Annotated in this window: 6 protein-coding genes; 3 read left to right on the top strand and 3 right to left on the bottom strand. The window is 64.8% G+C overall.

Annotated features, from left to right (window positions below; all coding sequences use genetic code 11):
* Window positions 1-1,101 precede the first annotated feature (1,101 nt).
* Window positions 1,102-1,566 carry an HD domain-containing protein gene (locus IH26_RS0152040; RefSeq protein ID WP_245666072.1) on the top strand — a complete coding sequence of 155 codons (465 nt, stop codon included), beginning with the start codon at window positions 1,102-1,104 and terminating at the stop codon, window positions 1,564-1,566.
* A gap of 68 nt (window positions 1,567-1,634) precedes the next feature.
* Here IH26_RS0152040 and IH26_RS0152035 read toward each other — a convergent pair whose 3' ends face one another.
* Entirely contained in the window at window positions 1,635-2,294 is a 660-nt protein-coding gene (locus IH26_RS0152035; protein WP_030443736.1) for a hypothetical protein, read from the bottom strand.
* 40 nt (window positions 2,295-2,334) lie between these two features.
* Between IH26_RS0152035 and IH26_RS0152030 the strand changes: the two genes are divergently transcribed.
* Both IH26_RS0152030 and IH26_RS64880 read left to right on the top strand, forming a co-directional pair.
* Window positions 2,335-2,991: a phage tail protein gene (locus IH26_RS0152030; RefSeq protein WP_245666071.1), complete on the top strand. Its 657-nt coding sequence runs from the start codon at window positions 2,335-2,337 to the stop codon at window positions 2,989-2,991.
* Window positions 2,992-3,234: 243 nt separating this feature from the next.
* The gene (locus tag IH26_RS64880) at window positions 3,235-3,570 is read left to right on the top strand and encodes a DUF7662 domain-containing protein (protein ID WP_425394479.1); all 336 of its coding nucleotides are present in this window, start codon (window positions 3,235-3,237) and stop codon (window positions 3,568-3,570) included.
* 78 nt (window positions 3,571-3,648) lie between these two features.
* Here IH26_RS64880 and IH26_RS0152020 read toward each other — a convergent pair whose 3' ends face one another.
* Entirely contained in the window at window positions 3,649-3,978 is a 330-nt protein-coding gene (locus IH26_RS0152020; protein WP_030443733.1) for a hypothetical protein, read from the bottom strand.
* Between the two features lie 211 nt (window positions 3,979-4,189).
* Window positions 4,190-4,471, bottom strand: a complete 282-nt coding sequence (locus IH26_RS61025) for a hypothetical protein (RefSeq protein WP_157437903.1) — start codon at window positions 4,469-4,471, stop codon at window positions 4,190-4,192.
* Between the last annotated feature and the right edge of the window lie 262 nt (window positions 4,472-4,733).

Genomic DNA, 4,733 nt, shown 5'->3' with positions numbered 1-4,733 from the left:
GAGCACGCGCCCGGGACTACACCACCGACATCACGTCGGCCCTCCTAACTGCGAGTCCACTCGCAAAGTGCGACATCGTGTCGCAACGGCAGATCCGGACGTCGGATCAGAACCATGGCGAAGGTCATGGGCATGAGCGCACCTGCGTTGGATTCTCTGCGGTTTCGGTTGGCGGAGGTGGATTCTCGATAGGGTCGTCAGGCCTGTCGGGATAGTAGTCGGACATCGAGGAGTTCCGTTCGCTGTCCGCGATTGCGGCCTCCGATTCCGCCTCACTGAGCTGCCGGTTACTGTCTCGGACAGCCTCGTCCCACGAGACGGACGGGCCGCCGAAGCGAAGCTCGTAAGGCGGTTGGGGCTGTGTACTTTGCTCGTCGCTACATATGCCGGAGCTGTGGGCTTCGGCTGGGCCGACGGTCACGACCGTCATGAACATGACGACGATTCCGGCCGCAGCATGCCGTAGCCTCATCAGGCCGCCCTCCCGTCCGTGGCCGGGAGCGCCGGACGACCCCGTTGAGTCGTCGCGCTTCATCATCGAGGACTCGTTGCAAGTAGCGTACGTACGCTGCGGTGCAAGCGCGGTTGCGGATCGGTAGCAGCACAGCAGAATTCTGCGAATAGCGCGATCGCAGGTCTATCGTCGGTCCGGCATGGCTGTTCATCTCTTCGGCCGAGCAGCGCCGACACGTAGCGTGATGGTTCGCCCGCACCTGTGCGTTCTCTCGGCGGCAGTTGACCGCACCGACGAGGTCCCGTGCAACCGGTGATCCGAGTGTGCCCCGACTGCGGCGCGGCGGGGCGTTCCGCTGCTTTTCGGTCTGCTGTCCCGGAGGCCGTGGCGGCCGCGGCAGAAGGGCAAGGGCACTTGACGGTTGCGTTCTGCCCTATCGGCCGCCGAATTGGCGATGCCGTACAGTTGCTCGACCTGGGTTCGGACGTCAACAGTCCCGCCACCGGCGAGGGAGCACGAAGATTCTGACGCTGAGCCACGCCCTTCGCGAACCCGGTGACCCGCCACTGCGGCGGCTTCCGCCGGAGGTCGCTGATCTCCTCCTAGAGCTGCACGCACCACCGCGGCTGGCCGCGCATCTGCGCGCCGTGCATGATGTCGCCGCCCACCTCACGGCCTGGCTCGCCGAGCAGTACCCGACCCTGGCCGTCAACCACGACGCTGTCTTGTTCGGCGCGGCGACCCACGACATCGGCAAGATCGTGCACGTCGAGGAACTGTCCGGACCGGGCTCCCGGCACGAACCGGCCGGGCGACAGCTGCTGCTCGACGCCGGCATCGATTCCTCGCTGGCTCGCTTCGCGGCCACGCATGCCAGCTGGCAGACGACCGCCGTCGAGATCGAAGACCTGATCGTCAGCCTCGCCGACAAGATCTGGAAAGCCAAACGCGTCCCTGACCTCGAACAACTGGTCGTCGACCGGCTCGTCGCCGCCTCCGGTCAAGAGCCCTGGCAGGCATTCCTCAACCTCGACGACATCCTCGACACGATCGCCGCGGACGCCGACCACCGGCTCGCCTTCCAGAACGTCTACCCCACCACGACCAGCTGACAGACACCCGCGAGCCAACCGAGCCCCCTACAGCGACCGCCTCGCGGCATGTCCGGATGCTCGCTGATTCACGGATTCCGCCAAGCCGCGGCGCATACCTCTATCCAGGTCGTGAGGTCCGGCACCTCGTCGATGGTGAGCAGCGAGTACGGCGGACATCCGGCCAATGGCGTGACTCCGGAGAACGCGTGGTCGGGTGCAAAGAGAAGCAGTCGGCCATTCTGGCGGTGCGTCAGCGTCAGATTGCCGTTGGCTTCGACAGCCGCGGCATAGTATTCGTCAGCATTGATGGGAATTGTCAGCCCGCAGTCGTCCCAAATCCACGCATAGCCGGTAAGGGCATCCGCAACCTGTACGCCCTGGGCGTCAACGGTGAGTACTTCATTCTGATTGCTCCACCAACTGGTCGGGGCGCCGAACGTCTCCACGATCCCGCCGCAGACCTGCCAGAAGAGCTTGTGGATCCCTGCGACGGCGTCCCCGTGTCCGTCGCGGGGCGGGAGACAGAGCCATCCCCTTCGCTCATCCGGCGGCCCCCACGCCAGCAACTCGTAGGCCTCGCCGCCGACCGAAACCGGCGTCATGGCTGCCGAACGGAGCAGCCCGGACAACTCCGGCAGGGCAGGGACCGATGGACGGCTCCACGATCGCGCATCACCCAACGCGATAGTCTGCCCGGGTTCAACGAACCACGAGACCTCGTTGACGAATCGCCCCCAGTCGCTCATCCCAGCGATCATGCCAGGGCCCGGCACCGCTCCGCCGACGATGCAGAGTCCACTCGTCGGCTACGTCGCGAGCCAGGCCGGCGAACTGACCGTGACGATCCGTGGCGAGCGGATCGCGGCCTATCAGGATGCGGCGGTCATGAGACCGCCGACTCGTCGGCTGGGGCTCGTCACAATTGGCAAGCGAGAAACGTCAGAGGAGGTGTACGCCAACTCGCAATCGAGAGGAACCGTCATGTCTTACGCCGTGGACTTCCATACCGTGTCGACCGTGGGGCTGCAGCCGTCGCCCGTTGCCGACGCGCTCGCCGGCCTGCGGGCCAACGAGGCCCGCTACTTCAAGAACAAATATGACCACGTCTTCACGACCGAAGCCGCGGACGACGCGAAGGCGACCGTCGACTGGGTGAGCGGCATCCTTGAACAGGAGCGTGGCCTGGTCATCACGTCGCCGCCGCTCGAGGCGACAGAGTTCGAGGTCGACAACGTCCGGATGGCGTACGTCTTCTACGAGAGCGGCTTGTCGATCAACGTGATGTATGCGCTCGACGACGACGGGAAGCGGGCTGTCGGCTTCAAGCTCTCCGACGGGATGGAGATCCCGGAGGAACTCGGAACGTTCAAGTTCGCCCGGCAGAAGTCGAGGCTGGCCGGCACGATTCGCGGCTCCTTCTTCGTCATCAAGAACAAATACTGACCCGGAAGCGGCCGCGGGTGGGGAGCTGATCCCGCCATCTCACCGCGGCCCGCCTGGCGGTCGTGACGCTCTGGCGATCGTGAGGCGGCACCGGCATGTGTGGTGGAGCAGCCCGCGGCCGCGCGACGTCCGTCTTGGCAAGCGAGCGGACTGGGGCGGCAAACGTCCGCGCCCTCGACGTCAGGGCCGGTCCGGTTGAAGAACGCGGCTGCGCACCCGGACGGCAGCCGATCCCGTGCACTGATGTCCGCGACTCGGAGCCCAACGGCGATGGACGAACGGCGCATTGTGTCGGCGGGCTCGCTCCAGCAAATTGAGATGGTGAGCAAGTATTCGGCGCTTCGAGACAGACTTCGCACTTCGGGCCATCCTCAAGTACGAATGTCGTTCGATGAGATCACTAACCTGCTCCCTGGGGGACTACCGCCAAGTGCCTACAGGCACGACGCGTGGTGGAGCAACGAAGACGCTCCCGAGAGCACGCACAGTCAGAGCCGCCTCGGCTGGATGGCCGCCGGCTACACAGCGGCCGCCGATCGGACCACCCGCCAGGTCGTGTTCACGCGCATTGCCAACTGAGCCCAACATCCGCTGCCGTCGCCTGCTACCGGTCGCTGCGTCAGCGCTCGATCAGCGGCAGATCCGCGCATTCGGTACTCACGTTGTTGGAAGGTCGACACGTCGGCCCATGCCGAACTCTTCGGCCGCGTCATCGGTCACCATTGCGAAGGCGCCCGGTGGAACACGGTCCAGGACCGCCACTCGCGACGCGGCGCTCAGGAGGGTCCGTTCGTCCGCGCCGGCGATGAAGAAGATGTACACGTCGCCGTCCTGCTCGCCGTCGTCGAAGATTTCGACCTCTTCGCTATCCGGCCCAGCAAGGAACTCTTCGACCTCCTCGATCCAAACGAAGGGGTGCTCCTGCTCGCCGGCCTCAACCTCTTCGGGAGAGGGGAGCGGGACATGGATCTCGACAAGAAGCGCCATCCCATCATGATCGGCCATCTTCGGCCGTGACGACTTCAGAATCGCCGCTGTTGACGGCGCCAGCCGGGAGCCGGTTCGGCTGGGGCCCGGCCCCTGGCCAAGCCGGAGGCGGCCATTAACAACACAGAGGCCCTCAAGGCGCGCTGACCCCGCTTCCAAGAGGCTCAAAAACGCCCCATCAGCGGCAAATCCGGACGCCGCGTGGGCTGGGTCAACCAGCGCTCCGAATCACCGGGCGTTCGCCAGAGACGATGTCATTGGGTCTCAACAGATCTCCTCCACGACCCGTCAGGACGACCGACGACTCGTTGAGATCGACTACTACCAAGTCGATTACTCGGTCATCGCCGTCGTCCTCGTTGAGGGCTCGATCGAAGCGATCCCCAGGCCGAGCCCAGTACTGGCGGTCATAGCCAGGTTCTCCTTCCAGTCGCCAGCCACCTGCGACGGGCTGGATTGAGGCGATGAAGAAGCTGAGCCGCTCAAAACGCATGCATTCAGTATCAGCTGACGCGATAGCAACGTGTGGTCTAAAGGCCGCGGGCGATCAAACGACCGCACATGGGCGTCTGCCACCTCGCGCCCGTACAGAGGGTAACGTTCGCCCCTCGGCGCACGCTCGATTGGCGGCAAATCCGGGCACCTGGTCATGGCGCGGTGATCGGGGTCAGGACTGCAAATCGCCTACCCATTTCAGTACGTGATCGACGTCCTTGCGAGTCCAACCCATCGCGGGATCGATCGCCACCAGTAAG

Source organism: Actinoplanes subtropicus (assembly GCF_000721705.1).
Taxonomy (GTDB): Bacteria; Actinomycetota; Actinomycetes; order Mycobacteriales; family Micromonosporaceae; genus Actinoplanes; species Actinoplanes subtropicus.
The sequence above is the reverse complement of the archived record's forward strand: the minus strand, read 5'-3'. Positions and strand labels throughout refer to the sequence as shown.